Annotated in this window: 15 protein-coding genes; 7 read left to right on the top strand and 8 right to left on the bottom strand. The window is 52.8% G+C overall.

The features are described 5' to 3' along the window. Positions 1-14: 14 nt before the first annotated feature. Positions 15-839 (bottom strand): 2,5-didehydrogluconate reductase DkgA, encoded by an 825-nt coding sequence (dkgA, locus tag J1785_RS26165; protein ID WP_217221042.1) that lies wholly within the window; start codon positions 837-839, stop codon positions 15-17. A gap of 126 nt (positions 840-965) precedes the next feature. Further along, positions 966-2,006 carry an NADPH-dependent aldehyde reductase Ahr gene (ahr, locus tag J1785_RS26160; protein ID WP_217221041.1) on the bottom strand — a complete coding sequence of 347 codons (1,041 nt, stop codon included), beginning with the start codon at positions 2,004-2,006 and terminating at the stop codon, positions 966-968. Positions 2,007-2,312: 306 nt separating this feature from the next. Between ahr and J1785_RS26155 the strand changes: the two genes are divergently transcribed. Beyond that, a complete protein-coding gene (locus tag J1785_RS26155) occupies positions 2,313-3,248 on the top strand; it encodes an AraC family transcriptional regulator (RefSeq protein ID WP_129954632.1) in 936 nt (311 codons plus the stop codon). Positions 3,249-3,257: 9 nt separating this feature from the next. Here J1785_RS26155 and J1785_RS26150 read toward each other — a convergent pair whose 3' ends face one another. From J1785_RS26150 to J1785_RS26130, 5 genes are all read right to left on the bottom strand, one after another. After that, positions 3,258-3,917: a DedA family protein gene (locus tag J1785_RS26150; protein WP_129954533.1), complete on the bottom strand. Its 660-nt coding sequence runs from the start codon at positions 3,915-3,917 to the stop codon at positions 3,258-3,260. A 213-nt stretch (positions 3,918-4,130) separates the two neighbouring features. Next, positions 4,131-5,324: a cystathionine beta-lyase gene (gene metC, locus J1785_RS26145; protein ID WP_217221040.1), complete on the bottom strand. Its 1,194-nt coding sequence runs from the start codon at positions 5,322-5,324 to the stop codon at positions 4,131-4,133. A gap of 177 nt (positions 5,325-5,501) precedes the next feature. Beyond that, on the bottom strand, positions 5,502-6,794 hold the full coding sequence (locus J1785_RS26140) for a TRAP transporter large permease (protein WP_129954537.1): 1,293 nt from the start codon (positions 6,792-6,794) through the stop codon (positions 5,502-5,504). Between the two features lie 12 nt (positions 6,795-6,806). Beyond that, positions 6,807-7,319, bottom strand: a complete 513-nt coding sequence (locus tag J1785_RS26135; protein WP_129954539.1) for a TRAP transporter small permease — start codon at positions 7,317-7,319, stop codon at positions 6,807-6,809. Positions 7,320-7,375: 56 nt separating this feature from the next. Further along, positions 7,376-8,353, bottom strand: a complete 978-nt coding sequence (locus J1785_RS26130; RefSeq protein WP_217138239.1) for a TRAP transporter substrate-binding protein — start codon at positions 8,351-8,353, stop codon at positions 7,376-7,378. A 521-nt stretch (positions 8,354-8,874) separates the two neighbouring features. Here J1785_RS26130 and exbB point away from each other — a divergent pair. Beyond that, positions 8,875-9,801 carry a tol-pal system-associated acyl-CoA thioesterase gene (gene exbB / locus J1785_RS26125; RefSeq protein WP_235174233.1) on the top strand — a complete coding sequence of 309 codons (927 nt, stop codon included), beginning with the start codon at positions 8,875-8,877 and terminating at the stop codon, positions 9,799-9,801. Positions 9,802-9,810: 9 nt separating this feature from the next. After that, positions 9,811-10,245: a TonB system transport protein ExbD gene (gene exbD, locus J1785_RS26120; protein WP_217221039.1), complete on the top strand. Its 435-nt coding sequence runs from the start codon at positions 9,811-9,813 to the stop codon at positions 10,243-10,245. A 71-nt stretch (positions 10,246-10,316) separates the two neighbouring features. Here the strand turns inward: exbD and garD are convergent, their stop codons facing one another. Beyond that, positions 10,317-11,888 carry a galactarate dehydratase gene (gene garD / locus J1785_RS26115; protein ID WP_129991601.1) on the bottom strand — a complete coding sequence of 524 codons (1,572 nt, stop codon included), beginning with the start codon at positions 11,886-11,888 and terminating at the stop codon, positions 10,317-10,319. Between the two features lie 550 nt (positions 11,889-12,438). Here garD and J1785_RS26110 point away from each other — a divergent pair. The 4 genes from J1785_RS26110 (at position 12,439) to J1785_RS26095 (ending at position 16,798) form a co-directional block, all read left to right on the top strand. Further along, a complete protein-coding gene (locus J1785_RS26110) occupies positions 12,439-13,785 on the top strand; it encodes an MFS transporter (protein WP_129991600.1) in 1,347 nt (448 codons plus the stop codon). Between the two features lie 62 nt (positions 13,786-13,847). Then, positions 13,848-14,618, top strand: a complete 771-nt coding sequence (gene garL / locus J1785_RS26105) for a 2-dehydro-3-deoxyglucarate aldolase (RefSeq protein WP_129954551.1) — start codon at positions 13,848-13,850, stop codon at positions 14,616-14,618. Between the two features lie 10 nt (positions 14,619-14,628). Further along, a complete protein-coding gene (gene garR / locus J1785_RS26100) occupies positions 14,629-15,540 on the top strand; it encodes a 2-hydroxy-3-oxopropionate reductase (RefSeq protein ID WP_255466764.1) in 912 nt (303 codons plus the stop codon). Positions 15,541-15,658: 118 nt separating this feature from the next. Next, a complete protein-coding gene (locus J1785_RS26095; protein WP_129954555.1) occupies positions 15,659-16,798 on the top strand; it encodes a glycerate kinase in 1,140 nt (379 codons plus the stop codon). Positions 16,799-16,873 lie beyond the last annotated feature (75 nt).

The following is a 16,873-nucleotide window of genomic DNA, read 5'->3' as shown; positions in this document are numbered from 1 at the left end:
ATGAAAGGAACGATTTACAGCCCTTTTTCCGGATCCGGCCCCAGACGGTGTGCTTTATCCAGTTTGGTCACTTCCGCCAGTTCCTCCTTCTCCAGTTTAAAATCAAACACGTCGAAGTTTTCACGGATACGTTTTGGCGTCACTGATTTCGGAATAACAATCAGCCCGTTATCCAGATGCCAGCGGATGACTATCTGCGCGGGGGTTTTGTCGTATTTTTCCGCCAGTTTCTGGATCAGGGGCTGATCGAATACGCCTTTGCCACCCTGCGCCAGCGGGCTCCAGGACTCAGTAGCGATGGTGTGGGTAGCATTCCAGGCGTGCAACTGGCGCTGTTGCATCAGCGGGTGTAACTCAATCTGATTGACCACAGGGAAAATACCGGTTTCGTCTTTCAGCTTCTGTAAGTGTTGCAGCGGGAAATTACACACGCCGACACTTTTTGCTAACCCTTGTTCTTTCAGTTTCAGCAGGGCTTTCCAGGCATCGACGTAATGACCCTGTGCCGGTTGTGGCCAGTGGATCAGATACAAATCGACATAATCGGTTTTCAGCTTTTTAAGGCTGGTTTCCAGCGCCTGTGGCGCGTTTAGCTGATCGTCATTCCACAGTTTGGTGGTGATAAACAGCTCTTCACGCGGAACAAGGTTAGCGGCAATCGCTTCGCCGACGCCTTCCTCATTTTTGTAAATGGCGGCGGTGTCAATGTGGCGATAGCCGGTTTCAATCGCCGTTTTCACCGCGCTGGTGGCTTCCTGATTACTGGCTTTCCATACGCCAAGTCCTAACTGAGGCATCAGGTTGCCATCGTGAAGTTTGATGATGGGTTGCGTTGCCATGAGTTTCTCCTTTCAGGGCAGAGTGCCGGCCGGAATGCGCGGGCACCGTGTAGGGATTGCCGTTAAGTCTAGTTAACGAAACGGCATCTTGCTGAGCAGGCTAGCTATTTTATGTGAAAAAAATGCCTAAGCATGCATATCCAGTACCACGCGGTAGCGCGCTTTCCCTTCATGCAGATGTTCGATGGCATCATTAATTTTACTCAGCGGGAAGTGCTCAACCTGCGGCGTGATTTCATGACGGGCGCAGAACGCCAGCATGTCGGCAAGACGGGAAGGAGAACCGGTCGGTGAACCGGAGATTTCTGCCTGTTTGCTGATAAGCGCCATGACATGCAGCGGTACAGCTTCCGGCACCACGCCCACAAAATGCAGACGGCCTTTCGGTGCCAGCGCGCCGATAATGGCGTCCCAGTCCAGCGAAGCATTGGCAGTCACCATAATAAAGTCCAGCTGACCGGCGATTTTCTTCAGTTCTCCGCTGTCACGGGTGGCGATAACGCGGTGCGCACCGAGTGACAATGCTTCATCACGTTTGGCCAGTGATGACGTAAACGCGGTGACTTCGCAGCCCCACGCATTCAGGAAGCGTAGCGCCATGTGGCCTAAACCGCCGATACCAATCACGCCGACGCGGTGAGTAGGCAGTACGCCAAATTGCAGCAGCGGGTTGAAGACGGTAATACCTCCACAGAACAACGGACCGGCGCTGGTGATATCCACGCCTTCCGGCAGCGGGATCGCCCACGCCCAGTGGCTGCGGATGCGGTCAGCAAAGCCGCCGTGATGGCCGATGATGGTGGCTTCCACGTCATGACAAAGGTGCTGATCGCCGGACATGCAAGGGTGGCAATGCATACAACTGCCACGGTTCCAGCCCACGCCGACAATCTGGCCGACTTTCAGCCCTTTGTTTTGCGCATGGTTACCTATTTTGACGATTTTGCCGACCACTTCATGGCCCGGTACGAATGGATACTGCGTGATTCCCCAGTCGTTGTTGAGCATCGACAAATCCGAATGGCAAACACCGCAGTAATCAATGGCGACTTCAATTTCTTCATCGCCAATCGGGCCGGCATCGAACGGGAAAGCTTCAAGTGGCTGATTCGGGCCTGCAGCGGCCCAGGCGTTAAAGGTATTCTCAGCAGCGGTAGGTGCAGACATAATATCCTCCGAAGTCTCGGGTTAGATGAATAGTGAATTGAAATAAGAAGTTATCAGAAAAAAGAGCCGGTGACCGAAGGTCGCTCACAATCAGCGAATGAAAAGTGCGTTCATACAGACTAGCAGTTCATCGCATTTATGCAGGGGTATCCCGCTGTGGAAGGCGACATTAACTGTAAGAGAAAATTGGCGGCAGCAAGATGCCCATTTCTGCCGGAGTCTTGCCTGATTCTGCTTGTCTCTGTAGGAAATTAGAGTGTTATGGCAGAATCACTGCCAGTTTATTGAATATGGGGAAGCAGAAGGATGGAAAACGTGAACAGTCTGTGCGCCCGCATGGCAGCCAGAGTTGCTCAACTCAGCGGTGATAAAAACCTGACGCCGTCGGCAGTACCGCAGGTAACGCTGATGTACACCACGCGTTACCATCCGCGCCAGCCGGTTCTCTATAATCCCGGTATCGTGATCCTTTTTCAGGGGCGGAAAGTCGGATATCTGGGCAAGAAAACCTTTTCTTACGACCCGCACAATTATCTGATGCTGACCGTACCGCTGCCTTTCGAATGTGAAACCTTCAGCAGTCCCGGGGAGCCGCTGGCCGGTATTCAGATCAGTATTGATAACCTGATGTTGCAGGATTTACTGATGGATATGGGCGACGAAAGCGTGGTGCGTCAGAAAGAGCCTTCCACCGGTATCAATTCCGGCGTACTGGATGGCGATATTTTATGTGCCACAGAGCGCCTGTTGGATGTAATGGATAAGCCGTTGCATGCCCGCATTCTCGGGCCAAAGATTATTCGCGAGATCCTGTTCTTTATTCTGACCAGTGAGAATGGCGGGGCGTTACAGGCGCTGGTTAACCGCCACACACATTTCAGCCAGATAGCCAAATCCCTACGCCGGATAGAAGCGCAGTACGCCGATAATCTGAGTGTGGAAGCGCTGGCCAGCGAAGTGAACATGAGTGTTTCTGCGTTTCACCATAACTTCAAAGCCGTGACCAGCACCTCGCCGTTGCAGTACCTGAAAACCTATCGTTTGCACCGGGCGCGGACGCTGATGATTTTTGATGGCGTGAAAGCCAGCGTAGCGGCATTACAGGTCGGGTATGAAAGCGCCTCACAATTCAGTCGTGAATTTAAGCGTTACTTTGGCGTCACGCCGAGTGATGAGATGGCGCGTCTGCGTGAAGGGAGTTCCGGAGTGCTGGCGTTAGCGGATGTGGCGTTTAAAGCCTGAGCAGTACGCTCAGGCACGACATTTGCGTTTCTTCCATACCACCACCAGCCCGCCAACCAGCCCCATCACCAGCAACAGAAGCGGTAAAATCATCAATCCCGCCATGACCTGATCTTCATGGCGTTTGACCAGCGGAATGTGGCTCAGCGCGAACCCGAGAGTGATCACCACACCGACCCACAGAATGGCGCTCAGCCAGTTAAAGAACTGGAAGCGGGCATTGTTCAGTCCGGAGATGCCCGCCATGGTAGGCAGCAGGGTGCGGACAAACGCCAGAAAACGGCCAACCAGCAGTGCCATCAGCCCGTGTTGAGTAAACATATGATGTGCGCGCTGATGATAGTGCGCAGGAAGTTGCAGCAGCCAGCCTTTCACCAGGCGGGTATGACCGAGCCAGCGGCCCTGAATATAGCTCAGCCAGCAGCCCAGACTGGCAGCGGTGACCAGAATAATCAGGGTCGGCACGAAGCTCATGACACCTTTGGCAATCAGCGCGCCGGTCAGCAGCAGCAGGCTGTCACCGGGCAGGAAAGAGGCGGGAAGCAGCCCGTTTTCAAGAAAAAGCGTGGCGAACAGAACAGCGTAAATCACCCAGAGAAGTTTCGGGTCGGCGAGCATACTGAAATCATGCTGCCAGAGCGCATGAAAAATGTCGCAAATAACGGCCATATTCTGTCCTGTTTCTGTTCATTAAAAACTGTCGCTTACCAGTGTATCGCGATTTACGCCAGAAGACGTTGATCTGAGGCTCCTGGGAAAAAGACAGAATGCCCCGGCAGAGGTGACCGGGACTCCTGAGAGCTTACAGATTATTCTCATTTTGCGAACGAAAATACGTCAGACACCTTACCGATCTGCGCGGTGTGTCGCAATCTCTGCGGATCAGGATGTCGCAATCCGTTCAAAGGCTGTTGAAAGATCGGCGATCAGGTCGTCACAATTTTCCAGCCCGATATGCAACCGTACCAGCGTACCGGTGAAATCGACGGTTTCTGCCGGGCGTATCGCCTGGATTTCTTCCGGCTGATTGGCTAAAACCAACGATTCAAACCCACCCCAGGAATAGGCCATACTGAAATGCTCGAAGTGATCGAGATAATCGGAAAGTTGCTGTTTGCTCAGGCGCTGTTTCAGTACAAAAGAGAACAGGCCACAGCTGCCGGTGAAATCACGTTTCCAGAATTCATGGCCTTTGCTGCCGGGTAATGCGGGATGATTAACTACCGCCACTTCGGGCCGTTCTGCCAGCCATTGCGCAATGCGGATACTGCTTTCTGCATGTTGTTTAAGCCGCACACTCAGGGTGCGCAAACCGCGACTCGCGACGTAAGCGGTATCAGCATCCGCCATCTGCCCCATCAGATACGACTGCTCCCGCAGTTGATCCCAGCAGCGTGCGTTCGATACAGCGGTGCCGATCATGGCATCAGAATGACCGACGATATATTTGGTGCCTGCCTGAATTGAAATATCGATATCGAATTCCAGCGCTTTAAACAAAATACCTGCCGCCCAGGTATTGTCGATCATGATGACAACCTCCGGGTTCACTGCCCGCACGGCTTTCACCATTGCCGGAATATCGGGGACTTCCAGGGTGATTGAGCCTGGTGATTCCAGAAATACTACTTTAGTGTCGGGCTGCATCAGCGAACCTAACCCCGCGCCGATATTGGCTGGAAAATAGGTCGTGGATACGCCAAGTTTTTTCAGTACTTTTTCACAGAAATCCTGGGTGGGTTCGTAAGCCGAACCCGCAACCAGAATGTGGTCGCCGCTGCTGACAAATGAAAGCACCGCGTTACTGACTGCCGCTGCGCCACACGGATACAGTGCACAACCCTCGCCCCCTTCCAGTTCCACCATCGCTTCCTGGAAGGAGAAATGCGTCAGGGTGCCCCGGCGTCCGTAAAACAACTCGCCATTGGCGCGGTTAGCAGTGGCATGTTTTTTATCCGCCACGGTTTCAAACACCAGTGATGAGGCGCGTTGAATCACGGTATTCACTGAACCCTGCGTAAATTTCTTGTTCCGTCCGGCGCTGACCAGTGTGGTTTCAATTTTTTTTGACGACATAATCCGTATTTCACCCTGTTTTGTTGCGCGGTGTGCTCTGGCATCCGCGGATATGTAATTAACTTAACATGATGAATTTATGGGGTCAGGCTTTTGGCTGATGGATGAGAAAATTTCAGCCAACTGTGCAGAAAAAAGCCCGTCATGACGACGGGCAAGGGAGAAACCGGTTTGGCGTCAGCCGGTATAGACGCCAAACAGTTTGGGCAGGAACAGTGAAATAGTGGGGATGTATGTCACCAGCATCAGCACCATAAACAGCATGCAATAGAACGGCATCATGGCTTTGACGACATGCTCAATGCTTTGCTTGCTCACCGCGCTGGCGACAAACAATACCGAGCCGACCGGCGGGGTGATCAGGCCAATGCCCAGGTTCACCAGCATGATCATGCCAAAATGCACCGGGTCGATGCCGAGCGATAACACCACAGGTAACAGTACCGGCGTCAGGATCAGAATGATCGGTGCCATGTCCATCAGCGTGCCGATCACCAGCAGCATGATATTGATCCACATGAGGATCACGTACTTGTTGTCGGAGATCGAAGTGAAGAATTCGGTGATGCGCATCGGCAATTGCATGTAGGTCATGACCGCGCCAAAGCTGGCAGCAAACCCTATCAGGATCATCACGATACTGACGGTTTTCACCGTGCGATACAGCAGCTTGGGCAGCTCATTCCATTTGTAATCGCGATAGATAAACATGGTGACGAAGAACGACCACAAACACGCAATCGCTGCGGATTCCGTCGCGGTAAATATTCCGCTGAGAATACCGCCCATGATGATGACTACGGTCATCAGCCCCCACAGCGTGTCGATAAAAATCTTCAGCGCCTGGCGGAACGGCACACGTTCGCCTTTCGGATAGCCGCGCTTGTGCGCGAACATTACGCACATCACCATCAGCGTCAGGCTGAGCAGTAAACCGGGCAGAATACCGGCAATGAACAGCGCGGCAATCGACACCGTACCGCCGGTCGCCAGCGAGTAAATCACCGAGTTATGGCTGGGTGGCGTCAGGATCGCCTGTACCGAGCCGCTGGCAGTGACGGCCGCCGCAAAGTCACGCGGATAGCCCTTTTTTTCCATTTCCGGGATCATCACCGATCCGATCGAGGCAGTATCGGCCACTGAGGAACCAGAGATCGCACCGAAAAATGTCGAGGCCACGATATTCACCAGCGACAGCCCGCCGCGGATAAACCCGACAAAGATGTAGGCAAAACTGACCAGCCTGCGGGCGATCCCTCCCTCGGCCATGATCGCGCCCGCCAGAATGAAAAACGGGATCGCCAGCAGGGAAAATTTGTTCACGCCGTTGGTGAGCTGGATCATCAGGGCTTCAAACGGCAGGTCAATCCACCAGGCACCGACCAGTGCGCTCAGACCGACGGCGTAGGCGACCGGCACGCCAATCGCCAGCATTACCGCCAGCGTTAACAACAAGATTATCGCGTCCATAACAGGCTCCGGTCAGGCGTCAGAGTTGCCCAGTATCACTACAGGCCGCTGATGTTGCGGGCCGGCAATGATCTGCTCAATGATGAATAACAGCGTCAGCGCAGAACCGAGAGGCAGAGGCAGATAGGTTTGCCCGGCAGTCAGCAACGGAAATTCCGCCACCGGCTGCTGCCAGAGTTCGCTGCATAATTGCAGGCTGTACCAGAAAATAAATACGCTGATCGCCAGCATCATCAGATCAGAAAGCAATGCGGCAAATTTTTTCAGCACGGGCGGCAGCCGGTCAGTGACCATGGCGACGACAATGTGCGAACCGGCACGGTAACTGACGGCGGCACCAATAAACGTGAAGGTCACCATGCACATAATCGCGATCGGTTCCGGCCACGACAGGGCGTTGTTCATGACGTAGCGGGCAAAGATCCCAATGGGGATCACCGCCACCATCAGCAGCAAAGCGATACCCGCCAGCCACATCGCGCAGCGGTAAAGAATGTCCATCAGGGTGTGATAACTCGAAACCATAAATCCCCCGGTGAATGATCAGAAAGAGGCAGTCCGCAGACTGCCAGTGTCAGGGTTTACTTCACGTCAGCGATTTGCTGCATCAGCTCCTGATGATCTTTACCGAATTCATCGCGCACGGATTGTGTGGCTTTGACGTAGGTTGCAGGGTCAATTTCATAGAATTTCACGCCGCCTGCTTTCATGGTGGCGAGGGCTTTCTCGTTATAGGTTTTCCACAGTTCGCGTTGTTCATCCTGCGCCTCTTTTGCCAGTTTGAGGATTAACTGCTGGTCTTCCGGTTTCAGCTTGTCCCATTTCACTTTTGAATACAGGAACAGTTCAGGGATGATGAAATGGCGGCTGTAGGTGTAGTTTTTCACAACCGGCAGGTAATTATGGGCGACAAAAGTGGGCGGGTTGTTTTCAGTGCCGTCGATGACGCCGGTCTGCATACCGCTGAACACTTCACTGACACCCATCGCCACCGGATTTGCGCCCATCGCTTTCAGCGTTGCCAGTGCAATAGGGCTGCCCTGTACGCGGATTTTCATGCCATGCAAATCTTCCGGTTTCACCACCGGCTGTTTGGTGATCAGGTTACGTGTTCCGCCATCCATCCATCCAAGAAAGACCAGCCGTGAATTCGGGTTGTTAGTGATCTTATCGCCGATCTCTTTACCGATCTGACCGTCGAGTACTTTATGCATATGATTTTCGTCGCGGAAAATGTAGGGCAGGGTGAAAACATTAATTTCCGGCAAAATCGAGGCAACCGGTGTCATCGACACACGGATAATATCCAGCGCACCAAGCTGTGCCTGTTCAATTTCCTGCTTTTCATCACCCAGTACGCCACCCGGGAACGTTTTAATCTCGAGGCGTCCGTCCGTTTGCTTTTGCAGTTTTTCGCCCATGTGCTGGACGGCGACTACGTTGGGATAGCCTTGCGGATGTACATCAGCGGCTTTGAGCGTTTGTGCTGCCACGCCATGGGTAAATAAGAGGGTCGCGGAACTCAGGCAAAGGCTGAGAAGTGCTTTTTGCATTTTCATCAGTTTGTCTCCAGGGTACTCAGTAAGGGAAAGATAAATGAGAGCAAGCGTCGAACACGGTGTACCCGGGGGTGCAACCTGTCCATGTTAAAAATGACTAAATAAGCTTATAAATTAAAATGATACATAGGGTGCCGGTGTGTGGTCTTCCCCAGTAGAAGCACATTACCTTATTTTTTATTGCGCGGTATTTGAGCGTTATCACAAACTTATAACAAATATAAAAAGCCGTTACTTAATATTTAAAACATTGTTTTGACTTGGGTAATAAGTGTCAGATGATTGATTAATGGTGTAATTCTTCCGGGAAATGTGACGGAGATTAAATTGTTCATCCTTTGTGCAAAAAGGAAAAACCTTGTGATCAGTCAATGACACGCAGGTCGCCAGGCGGGATAATGTAAATAATAATGAGAACGACTATCAATTAGGTGTTTTTTTTTGATATCATCCGACGTTATTCATTCTTTCTACATACTGATTCTGGCTGGAGGCGACGCGTGAAAACGGCTCGCAATAAGATGAAAGAGGCGACCTCATTACTGATGTCGTTAATGTTGGTTGCTGGCCTGAGTGGCAACGCGATGGCGGCACCGGCGACGCCGGCTGGACAAGCCGTCAGTTCTGCTGCAACTCAACCTGCAACGGCGGATACCCCAGCACCGGCAACCCGTGACGCAACGGCGGCTCCGGTGATGCAACCCGCACCAACGGATACCGCACCTGTCATTCCAACCGATTTGTCTGTTATGGGCATGTACCATCATGCTGATGTGGTGGTGAAAACCGTCATGATCGGTCTGTTGCTGGCTTCTGTGGTCACCTGGGCGTTGTTATTCAGCAAGGGGGCAGACGTTTTCACCGGCAAACGCCGTATGCGCCGTGAATTTGACGCGTTGTCTTCTGTTCGTACGCTGGATGAAGCTGCCGAGCAGGCTGAAAGTTTTGCCGCCAGCAGCATCAGCGCGCAGATGATCCGTGATGCCCAAAACGAGCTTGAACTCTCTGCAGGATCAACTGACAACAACGGTATTAAGGAGCGGACGGGTTTCCGCCTTGAGCGCCGCGTCAGCGCTGCCGGCCGCCACATGGGCCGTGGCAATGGTATTCTGGCGACCATCGGGGCAATCTCTCCGTTCGTCGGCCTGTTCGGTACTGTATGGGGCATCATGAACAGTTTCATCGGTATCGCACAGACGCAGACCACCAATCTGGCGGTCGTGGCACCGGGTATTGCCGAAGCCTTACTGGCGACGGCTGTGGGCCTGATTGCGGCCATCCCTGCGGTGGTGATCTACAATATTTTCGCCCGTACTATCACCTCTTATCGTCATCAGGTCGGCGATGTGGCGGCGCAGATAATCCTGTTACAGGGCCGTGATTTGGATCTGGCTGCCAGCAAAAGCAATACGCCACGCGGTCAGACAGGTCAGTTACGTGTAGGGTAAGAACAGATTATGGCTATTCGGTTAAACGATGATATCGACGAAAGTGGTGAAATGCATGACATCAACGTCACGCCTTTTATCGACGTCATGCTGGTATTGCTGATCATTTTCATGGTGGCAGCGCCGCTGGCTACCGTAGATGTGCGGGTAGATTTACCGGCTTCGACGGCAAAACAACAGCCGCGTCCGGAGAAACCGATTTTCCTGTCGGTAAAAGCTGATAAGCAACTGTTTCTCGGTGATATACCGGTCAACAGCAGTAATCTGACCGCCATGCTGGATGAGCGTACTCAGGGCAATAAACAGAGTACGATTTTCTTCCGTGCGGATAAGAGTGTGGATTACGAAACGCTGATGAGCGTGATGGATAACCTGCGTAAAGCCGGTTATCTGAAAGTCGGGCTGGTCGGTGCAGAACAAGCCGGTGCCGCAGCGGCGCAGTAGGTTTTTCTTCAGTGCAGAAACATCAAAAGGCCAGCATTTGCTGGCCTTTGGTTTATCGGAGGATCGGTGACTCAGGTCACGGGGGCGGGGTTAAACACCGCCAGTGCATTGTGGATGCCCCAGGTATCTGACCAGGTTTTCTTGCGCCCGCTGGCGATGTCCAGAATGAAATGGAACAGTTCCCAGCCCACATCCTCAATAGTGGCATCACCCGTTGCGATTGTCCCGGCGTTGATGTCCATCAGGTCATGCCAGCGGTTTGCCAGTGTGGTGCGTGTGGCCATTTTAATCACAGGCACGGCGAGCAGACCGTATGGCGTACCGCGTCCGGTAGTGAATACCTGAACGGTAATCCCCGAAGCCAACTGCTGGGTTCCGCAGACAAAATCACTGGCAGGTGTGGCGGCGTAAATCAGGCCTTTTTTGGTCGGACGCTGTCCGGGTGACAACACTTCAGAAATCGCACTGGTACCGGATTTAGCAATGGAGCCCAGCGCTTTTTCAACCACATTAGCCAGCCCCCCTTTTTTGTTGCCAGGAGACGGATTAGCGCTGCGGTCAGTCTGGCCCATCGACAAATAATTATCGTACCAGGCCATTTCTTCCAGCAGACGCTTACCCACGTCGACGTCCGCAGCGCGAGGCGTCAGCAAATGGATGGCGTCGCGTACTTCTGTCACTTCCGAGAACATCACCGTTGCGCCGCAGCGCACCAGAAGGTCTGATGCATAACCTACTGCCGGGTTGGCAGTTACGCCTGAGAAAGCATCACTGCCGCCACACTGCGTGCCCACCACCAGATCTGAAGCCGGGCAGGTTTCGCGCTGACGGCGGTTCAGGCGTTCCAGATGAAATTGTGCGACGGTCAGGATATCGTCCACCATCGACTGGAAACCGACATGTTGCTCATCCTGCAAACGCACAATGTGTGTGTCATCGAGTGAGATTGCCTGCACATCCGGCGTGCCTTCCAGTAACCGCTCTGGTTGTAATTTTTCACAACCCAGACCGACTACCATCACTTCGCCACCAAAATTTGGGTTCAGCGCCAGGTTATGGATGGTGCGGATCGGCACAATCGCCGCAGGCGCATTAATCGCCACACCGCAGCCGTAAAGATGGTTCAACGCCACGACACCGTCGACATTGGGGAATTTAGGCAGTAAATCACGCTCAATGATTTTCACCACGTAGTCTACGACGCCCGCCACGCAGTGCACACTGGTCGTGATCCCCAGCAGGTTTTTGGTGCCGACGCTGCCGTCGGCATTACGGTAACCTTCAAAGGTATAACCTTCCAGCGGTGGCAGTTCCGGCGGTACACGGGTGGCCAGCGGCAGGCTGTCGAGTTCAGGCGCGACCGGTAATTCAACCAGTGATTCGTCGATCCATCCGCCCTGCGCAATATCCCGTACTGCATAACCAATGACTTCTCCGTAACGGATAATATCGCCGCCTTTGGCAATCGGCTCTAGTGCCACTTTATGGCCTTGCGGAATATGCTCAATTAATTCCAGACCATTAGCAAATCGGGTGCCGGCCTTTAAGCCGTTGTCATTCACAATAATTGCTACGTTATCGCTTTCATGAACTTTAATAAAAAGCGCTTCGGTAGCGTGTTCTTTATCTTTATTACGTGACATAACTGTCTCCGCGTTTATTAAACATCCCGGAATAATATATCCCGGTTAATTCTCTGAAGTTGACGCTCAATAAGACTCTTGTAAACATACTCGGGTAATACAGGATATGGAATCCATTATAAGGCAGTCTTCAGGGAACCTCATTGTGCAACTGACCAGCTTTTTGCCTGTTGGATGTCATTCTGTGTGGCAGGTGACAGAATCAATGTGATGCTAATCACCCTTTTGTTGGCGCGGTTATCGCCTTTGCACAATCTGTGAGTCTCCTCCCACACCGATGTGTGTATGCAAAAGAATAGTCACAATCAGCGGGGGTATTCTTGGGCGAATGCACAATGTTATTTTGGAACCTCTTTTTTATACTGTATTGGCCCTCTGAAGGTGATGTTGAAAGTAATACAGGTAAATGTCAGGCGATCATAAATAAAACGTTTGTTGCCTGTTTCGAATGAAGAAACTGTACGGCGAATAACCACAGGTGAATGCAAAACGTTATTTCGATAACGGTAATTTCCCTGAAATTTTTCGCATTATGATAATGAGGGTCACCATGAACATTGAATCTCAGTCCAGGACAGTCGTGCAAAGTAAGGTACGTACGCACATACGTTACTATATTTTGCTGATTATCTTTTTAATCACGGCGGTCAATTACGCTGACCGCGCAACGCTTTCTATCGCGGGTACTGAGGTCGCGCGTGAGCTGGGTCTGGATGCTGCCGACATGGGACAAATCTTTGCAGCATTCGGCTGGGCTTACCTGATTATGCAATTACCCGGCGGCTGGCTGCTGGACAGATTTGGCTCCAAAAGAGTGTATACCTACAGTTTGTTCTTCTGGTCGCTGTTCACCCTGTTGCAGGGGTTTGTGGGCTGGTTTCCGCTGGCTTACGGTGCACTGACACTGTTCATGCTGCGCTTCATGCTCGGCTTTTCAGAAGCGCCGTCTTTTCCGGCAAATGCCCGTATCGTGGCAGCCTGGTTTCCGACCACTGAACGCGGCACGGCTTCCGCAATTTTTAACTCCGCCCAGTATTTCTCCCTGGCACTGTTCTCACCGTTGCTGGGCTGGCTGACCTACGCCTGGGGCTGGGAACATGTTTTCATCGTCATGGGTGTGATTGGTTTTGTGCTGACACTGGTGTGGATCACATTCATTCACAACCCGCCGGAACATCCGCATATTTCTAAAAGCGAGCTGGAGTATCTGAAAGACGGCGGTGCGGTGGTGGACATCGACCACAAGAAAACCGGCAGCGCGAAAAGTGGTCCGAAATGGAGTTACGTCCGTCAGATGCTGAGCAGCCGCATGATGCTCGGGATCTTCTTCGGTCAGTACTTCATTAACAGCATTACGTGGTTCTTCCTGACCTGGTTCCCGATTTATCTGGTTCAGGAAAAGGGTATGTCTATTCTTAAAGTCGGGATGATTGCCGCCATCCCTGCGCTGTGTGGTTTTGCGGGCGGTGTGCTGGGTGGCGTGTTCTCGGATTTTCTGATCAGACGTGGTTACTCGCTGACCGTGGCCCGTAAAATTCCTATCGTACTGGGCATGTTATTAGCCACCAGCATCATCTTGTGCAATTACACCGACAATAATGCGCTGGTCGTTACCCTGATGGCGCTGGCCTTCTTCGGTAAAGGCTTCGGGGCGCTCGGCTGGCCGGTGATTGCCGATACCGCACCGAAAGAAGTCATCGGCTTGTGCGGCGGCATTTTCAACGTATTCGGTAATGTCGCCTCTATCGTGACGCCGCTGGTGATCGGCTACATCGTGAAAGGTCTGCACTCTTTCAATATGGCATTAATTTTTGTGGGCTGTTCAGCACTGATGGCAATGCTTTGCTATCTGCTGGTGGTCGGCGATATCAAACGGCTGGAACTTAAGAAACAGTAAATTGTGATGCGGGGCATTCCGGATATCCGGCTCTGCCCCTTTGATGAGGTCAGATATCAGATATGAGTAATCAAATGATTCCAAATCAGTTTCGTCAGGATTTGTTGCAAGGGAAAACCCTGATTGGATGTTGGTCAGCATTATCCAGCCCGATTTCAACCGAGGTGCTGGGTGTGGCGGGTTTTGACTGGCTGTTGCTTGATGGTGAGCATGCACCCAACGATGTCGGTACTTTTGTGCCGCAGCTGATGGCGCTGAAAGGCAGCCGCAGCGCACCGGTGGTCCGTCCGCAATTTAATGATCCGGTGGTGATTAAACGCCTGCTGGACATCGGTTTTTATAATTTTCTGATCCCGTTTGTAGAAACACAGGAACAGGCAGAACTGGCCGTAGCATCAACCCGTTATCCGCCCGCCGGGATCCGTGGCGTTTCCGTTTCACACCGCAGCAATATGTTCGGCACCGTGCCGGATTACTTCACCCGCATCAATGACAACATTGCGGTGATGGTGCAAATCGAAAGCCAGCAAGGCGTCGACAATCTGGATGCCATTGCTGCTGTTGATGGCATCGACGGCATTTTCGTCGGCCCGAGTGATCTGGCCGCCGGCATGGGACATCTTGGCAACGCCGGGCATCCGGACGTGCAGGCCGCTATCCGTCACATTTTTGCGCGTGCAAAAGCGCATGGCAAACCCAGCGGTATTCTGGCTCCGGTTGAAGCCGATGCCCGCCGTTATCTGGAATGGGGCGCGACCTTTGTGGCGGTCGGCAGTGATTTAGGCGTTTTCCGCGCAGGTACACAGGCGCTGTGCGATCGCTTCACCCAGTGATCTGCTCTCAATACATCATTATAAAGAGGATACCCGAATGAAAATTGGCTTTATTGGTTTAGGCATCATGGGCAAGCCTATGAGCAAAAATCTGCTGAAAGCAGGTTATGAGCTGGTCGTCATGGACCGCAATCTGGATAACGTAAGTGAAATCGTAAAACTCGGCGCAACTGCCGCCGACACGCCAAAAGCGGTTGCCGCCGTTTCCGATGTGATTATCACCATGTTGCCAAACTCACCGCAGGTGAGGGAAGTGGCGCTGGGTGAAAACGGTCTGATTGAGGGTGTGCGTCCGGGTAGCATTCTCATCGACATGAGTTCAATCGCCCCGCTGGCAAGCCGTGAAATCAGTGAAGCACTGGCCGCTAAACACATCGCGATGCTGGATGCTCCGGTCTCAGGCGGAGAACCTAAAGCCATCGACGGTACGCTGTCCGTAATGGTCGGCGGCGACAAAGCGGTGTTCGATAAATGCTATGAAATCATGAAGTCTATGGCCGGTTCCGTTGTGCATACCGGGGATATCGGTGCGGGCAACGTGACCAAACTGGCGAACCAGGTGATCGTGGCGCTGAACATTGCTGCGATGTCAGAAGCGCTGGTGCTGGCAACCAAAGCGGGCGTCGATCCGGATCTGGTTTTCCAGGCTATCCGTGGTGGTCTGGCGGGCAGTACCGTGCTGGAAGCGAAAGCGCCGATGGTGATGGATCGCAACTTCAAACCGGGCTTCCGTATTGATTTACACATCAAAGATTTAGCAAACGCACTTGATACCTCCCACAGCGTCGGCGCACAACTGCCTCTGACCTCGCTGGTCATGGAAATGATGCAGGCTCTGAAAGCGGATGGTCACGGGCAATCTGACCATAGCGCCATTGCGCGCTATTATGAAACCTTAGCGAAGGTTGAAGTTACCCGTTAGTCTGCGGCGGACGCGCGGCGCTAATGAACACGGTGGCGCGCGACCCTTCAGGCAGGATGCAAAACTGACAGGGCGCTTTCCCACATCGGCGCACGCAGTTTATGAAGGTAATGACTTTATGAAAATAGTGATCGCACCGGATTCATACAAAGAAAGTTTGTCAGCTTTGGATGTGGCAAAAGCCATTGAGAGCGGGTTCCGTGAAATTTTCCCCGACGCGGAGTACGTCAAGTTACCGGTTGCCGATGGCGGCGAAGGCACGGTGGAAGCGATGGTTGCAGCCACCGGCGGACGGGTGGTGAAGGTGAATGTGACCGGACCACTGGGCACGCCGCTGGAAGCATTCTTCGGGCTTTCAGGTGATGAGAAAATCGCTTTCATCGAGATGGCGGCGGCCAGCGGGCTGGAAAGTGTTCCCCCTGCGCAACGCAATCCGCTGAAAACCACGTCGTACGGCACAGGTGAACTGATCCATTCTGCCCTTGGCCACGGCGTAAAACACTGCATTATCGGGATTGGCGGCAGCGCCACCAATGATGGCGGAGCAGGCATGATGCAGGCACTGGGCGCGAAGCTGCTGACCAAAGAGGGCAAGCCGATTGGCCAGGGCGGCGGCGAGCTGGAAAAACTGCATCGCATTGATATCAGCGGGCTGGATCCGAGAATTAAAACATGCCGCTTCGAAGTGGCCTGTGACGTCACGAATCCGCTGACCGGTAAGGATGGCGCTTCTGCCATCTTCGGGCCGCAAAAAGGCGCGACACCGGAGATGATCCAACAGCTTGACGGCTATCTGCACCATTACGCCCGGGTGATCAAACAAGATCTGGGTATTGACGTTGAGTATGTTCCCGGAGCCGGTGCGGCCGGAGGCATGGGTGCTGCACTTTACGGGTTCTGTCATGCTGAGCTGCGCCAGGGTATTGAGATTGTCACCGACGCGCTGGGGCTGGATGAACTGGTGAAAGACGCCACGCTGGTGATCACCGGCGAAGGGCGGATTGACAGCCAGAGCATCAACGGCAAAGTGCCGATCGGTGTGGCGCGGGTGGCTAAACGTTACAATAAACCGGTGATTGGCATCGCCGGCAGTCTGACAAAAGATGTTGATATTGTTTATGACCATGGGCTGGATGCTGTTTTCAGCGTGCTCTACAGCATTTGTACGCTTGATGATGCCCTGAAAAACGCCGCAGACAACCTGCGTAAATCTGCACGAAATATTGCCGCGACGGTTAAGCTATCGCAAAAGCTTTAACCGACAGCTGTCAGGATAAAAAAACCGGTGTTCAGGCTCCGCCTGCGCCGGTTTTTGTATTTTATTTGCAGCAGT

The sequence above is a fragment of the Rahnella perminowiae genome (assembly GCF_019049755.1).
GTDB classification, from domain to species: Bacteria; Pseudomonadota; Gammaproteobacteria; order Enterobacterales; family Enterobacteriaceae; genus Rahnella; species Rahnella perminowiae.
Note: the sequence above shows the minus strand (reverse complement) of the source record. Positions and strands in the feature narration are given on the sequence as shown.